Source organism: Streptomyces phytophilus, assembly GCF_013870535.1.
GTDB lineage: Bacteria > Actinomycetota > Actinomycetes > Streptomycetales > Streptomycetaceae > Streptomyces > Streptomyces phytophilus.
In genome coordinates, this window is sequence record NZ_JACBXC010000475.1 from 1 (window position 1) to 4,291 (window position 4,291).

General features: G+C 74.9%; 2 protein-coding genes and 1 pseudogene. 1 reads left to right on the top strand and 2 read right to left on the bottom strand.

The annotated features are described in order from the left end of the window. Window positions 1-61: 61 nt before the first annotated feature. Both gabT and sigJ read right to left on the bottom strand, forming a co-directional pair. Window positions 62-1,420: a 4-aminobutyrate--2-oxoglutarate transaminase gene (gene gabT / locus H5J30_RS19530; RefSeq protein ID WP_181788702.1), complete on the bottom strand. Its 1,359-nt coding sequence runs from the start codon at window positions 1,418-1,420 to the stop codon at window positions 62-64. Between the two features lie 246 nt (window positions 1,421-1,666). Continuing rightward, window positions 1,667-2,563 (bottom strand): RNA polymerase sigma factor SigJ, encoded by an 897-nt coding sequence (gene sigJ / locus H5J30_RS19535; protein WP_181788703.1) that lies wholly within the window; start codon window positions 2,561-2,563, stop codon window positions 1,667-1,669. Window positions 2,564-2,860: 297 nt separating this feature from the next. On the opposite strand from sigJ, the pseudogene H5J30_RS19540 reads away from it, so the two are divergent. Beyond that, window positions 2,861-4,291, top strand: a pseudogene (locus tag H5J30_RS19540) (ATP-binding protein); the annotation flags it as partial.

The window sequence follows — 4,291 nt, forward strand, 5'->3', positions numbered from 1 at the left end:
GCCCGCTCCGCACCCCGCACCGCAGACCGGCGCGGGGTGCGCCGTGCCCGTACCGCCTGCCTCACGCGTTCCGCGAGAGCGCCCCTTCCAGAATGTCCAGCCCCTCGGCGAGCAGGTCCTCGCCGATCACCAGCGGCGGCAGGAAGCGCATCACGTTCCCGTACGTCCCGGTGGTCAGCACCAGCAGCCCCTCCGCATGGCACGCCTTGGCCAGCGCCGCGGTCAGCTGCGGGTCGGGGTCCTTCGTCCCCGGCTTGACCAGCTCGATGGCAAGCATCGCACCCCGCCCGCGCACCTCGCCGATGGCGTCGTGCTTCTGCTGGAGCTCCAGCAGCCGGCTCTTCATGATCTCCTCGATGCGCCGGGCCTTCGCGTTCAGGTCCAGCTCGCGCATCGTCTCGATGGCGCCGAGCGCGGCGGCGCACGCCACCGGGTTGCCGCCGTACGTGCCGCCGAGGCCGCCGACGTGCGGGGCGTCCATGATCTCCGCGCGGCCGGTGACCGCGGCCAGCGGCAGCCCGCCGGCGATGCCCTTGGCGGTGGTGATGAGGTCGGGGACGACGCCCTCCTCCTCGGAGGCGAACCAGCTGCCCGTACGGCAGAAGCCGGACTGGATCTCGTCCGCGACGAAGACGATGCCGTTGTCCTTCGCGAACTGCGCGATCCGCGGCAGGAAGCCGGGCGCCGGCACGATGAAGCCGCCCTCGCCGAGGATCGGCTCGATGACGATCGCCGCCACGTTCTCGGCGCCGACCTGCTTGCTGATCAGGTCCACGGCCTGCGCCGCTGCCTCCTCGGCGCAGTTCTCGGGGCCGGTCAGCCAGCGGTACGGGTAGGCGACGGGCACGCGGTAGATCTCCGGCGCGAAGGGGCCGAAGCCGTGCTTGTACGGCATGTCCTTGGCGGTGAGCGCCATGGTGAGGTTCGTGCGCCCGTGGTAGCCGTGGTCGAAGACGACGACGGCCTGGCGGCCGGTGTACGAACGGGCGATCTTGACGGCGTTCTCCACGGCCTCGGCGCCGGAGTTGAAGAGCGCCGACTTCTTGGCGTGGTCCCCGGGGGTCAGCTCGGCGAGCTGCTCGCAGACCTCCACGTAGCCCTCGTACGGGGTGACCATCATGCAGGTGTGCGTGAAGTCGGCCAGCTGCGCGGACGCGCGGCGGACGACGGCCTCGGCGCTGTTGCCGACGGACGTGACGGCGATGCCGGCGCCGAAGTCGATGAACCGGTTGCCGTCGACGTCCTCGACGACGCCGCCGGCGGCACGGGCGGCGAAGACGGGCATCACCGTGCCCACGCCCTGTGCCACGGTGCCGTTCTTGCGGGCCATCAGCTCCTGGGACTTCGGCCCCGGGATCGGGGTGACAAGCCGCCGCTCCTGGGGGAGCGCGGCGCCTGCGGTGGCGGAAGCGCTGGTCATGGGGGTCTCCTCCGGGTCCGGACGACGATGCTCTCCCCCGCAGGCTAGGGCCGGGCGCCGGGTGGGGGCATGCTACGCGGGGGAGCGGTGTGCCGTGTCGCTTTGTCCACCTTGGACAGGGGGCGGGTGAGCTGGGAAAACGCGGGGGGCGCGCGGAAGGGGGGAGCGCGGGCGTACGGCGTACGGGGCGCGGGGGCGGGCGTCGGGCTCGTACGGATCCGCACTTCGTACGGGCCCGCGCCCCGCCTACGCCCCCGGGCAGCGGACCGACGTCAGCTTCTCCGGGTTGCGCTGCACGTCGATCGCCGTGATCCGCCCGCGGTCCACCGTGAACGAGGCCACCGACACGTCCCCCTCCGACGCGTAGAACAGCAGCCCGGCGGCCCCGTTGACGGTGGCCACGCGCAGGGAGCCGGGCGGCATCGGCCCGCGGCCGAACGCGATCAGCCCGTGCGCCACCCGCTTCGCGCCCCGCACCACGCCCGGCAGCGTCGACACCAGCCCGCCGCCGTCCCCGCGCCACGCCACCTCCGGATCGAGCAGCCGCACCAGCCCCTCCAGATCGCCCTCCCGGCAGGCGGCGGCGAACGCGTGCACCAGCCGCCACTGCTCCGCCCGCGGCGCGGGCGTGTGCGGGCGGTTCCCCTCGACGTGCCGCCGAGCGCGGGAGGCCAGTTGGCGCACGGCGGCCGGGGTGCGGCCGACGACCTCGGCGACCTGGCCGAAGGGCATGCCGAAGACGTCGTGGAGGAGGAAAGCGGTGCGCTGCGCGGGTGACAACTCGTCCAGCACGACGAGCAGGGCCATGCTCACCGACTCGTCGAGCGTCACCCGCTCCGCCGGGTCCGACGCGACGGCCCCGGCCCGCTCCACCAGCGGCTCGGGCAGCCAGGTGCCCACGTACCGCTCGCGCCGGGAGCGGGCGCTGCCCAGGGCATCGAGCGCGAGCCGCCCGACGGCGGTGGTGAGCCAGCCGCGCAGATCGCGGATCGCCCCGGGGTCGGGCACGCGGCGCAGCCGCAGCCAGGACTCCTGCACGCAGTCCTCGGCCTCGGCGAGGGAGCCGGTGGTGGAGTACGCGACCCGCAGCAGGCGGGGCCGCTCGACCTCGAAGGCCCGGGCGAGATCGTCCTCGTACGCCATGCTCACCGCCTCCTTCGCGAGGTGGCCTGGGGGGTCGGCGGGCGGGGGCGCCCCGGCGGTGGTGTTTCTCATGCCTTGAGGACGACGCGGGGGGCGGATGTGTGACTGCGGTGGCGCGCGTGAGCGTACGGGAGCGGTTGACGCGCGCCGCGGACGGGCACCGGGTCGGTGGGCGGCACGCGCTAAGTTGGGCGGGACGGCGCCGAGTTGCCGGCCGGCGCCGGACGGGGCGCAGGGACGCAAGGTCAGGGCTGGATCCGGGATCGGATCGGGCCCCGCGGAAGGAAAGAGCGGAACATGGGCGAGGACGGCCGACTCGGGCCGCGGAAGTCGGGACCGGAGCACGGGGATCGACCTCGCCGTCCCGCGTGGCCCGCGCAGCCGCCCATCGCGCCCGCGGTGCCGCCGCAGTCCCGGGGCGGGCGGGCGGGTGCGCAGCCCGGGTCCGCCGAGGGCGGCGAGGCCGAAGCATGGGAGAACCCCTTCGTCCGGTGGATGCGCACGCCGCGGCCGGAGGCGGGGCCGGGGATCTGGCGGTTCGGGCACGTACCCCGGCCGGCTGAGGAGCCGGACCGGACCTCCGATCGGCAGCTGCTCGGAGGTGCCGCGTTCGCTCTGGTCAGCGGGTTGATCGTGTGGTCGCTGTGCTGGAACGGCGTCATCACCATCTGGCTGTGGCCGTTCGACTGGATCACGCTGGACTCCTGGCGGGGATCCGCCCCGATGGTCGTCGCGGGGTACGTCTACTACGGGCTGTTCATCCTGCTGCTCGTGTACGTCTTCGGCCGCGCCGGGCGGTGGCAGGAGGTGTGGACCCGCTTCCTGGCGCCCGTCCTCAGCAACCCGGAGGCCGACCGGAGCCCGGAGGACGCCGGGGCCGAGGATCCTGTGGCTTGGCCTGAGTTGCGGGCTGCCGGGTTGGTGGGGGAGGCGGAGGTGTTGGGTGGGGCCGCGCGGGCCGGGGGGATGAACGACGTCGACCTGGCGCGGATAGCCCGGGCCTGGGAGTCCGTGCGGGCCCGCCCCGAGCGGCTGCGGGCGTTCGCCGACTCCGTGCGCCGCGACGGGCCCGCCGCCTGCCCGCACCCCTCCGGCCTCCGCGACATCGGCCGCCGCGCGTACCGGCACGACCTCGTCACCGGCCAGGTCCGCATCGGCGCCGCCCCCGACGACAAGCGCAACCCCCACGCCTACCGCGGCGGCGCCGTCGCCCTCGAAACCGGGCTCCTCGGCACCGGGTTACTCGCCGTCGGCCCCGCCGGCAACGTCGTCGGCGACCGCGTCACCGGCCCCGTCACCGAGCTGCTCTGCCTGCAGGCCCTCGCCGGGCTCGCCGCCGTCGTCGCCGTCGGCGCCGCCGGTGCGCCGCTGGGCGACGACGACGCGTACGACGTCGTCATCCGCATCGCCGACCCCTCCTCCCCGCACGACCTCGACCTCTACGGCGGCACCGCCGACCCCGACGAGGCCGCCGCCCTGCTCGCCGAGGCCCTGCTCGGCGGCGACGAGGCCGACTGGGCGCACGGCCGGCCTGCCGTCACCGCCCTCGGCCAGCTCATCGGCGCCTACCAGGCGGCGTACGGCTCCCTCCCCGGCGTCTCCGAGCTGCGTGGCCTCCTCGACGGCGACCGCGCCGCCCTCGCCGCCCTGCGGCGCGACTGCACCGCCGTCGCCGAGGGCAAGCCGTACGGCGGCCAGGACCGCACCCCGGACGACGCCGACACCGAC

What these genes read in the sequence shown, in the direction of transcription:
- sigJ (WP_181788703.1), bottom strand. Translation starts at nt 2,563, where the DNA reads ATGGCGTACGAGGACGATCTCGCCCGGGCCTTCGAGGTCGAGCGGCCC.
- gabT (WP_181788702.1), bottom strand. Translation starts at nt 1,420, where the DNA reads ATGACCAGCGCTTCCGCCACCGCAGGCGCCGCGCTCCCCCAGGAGCGG.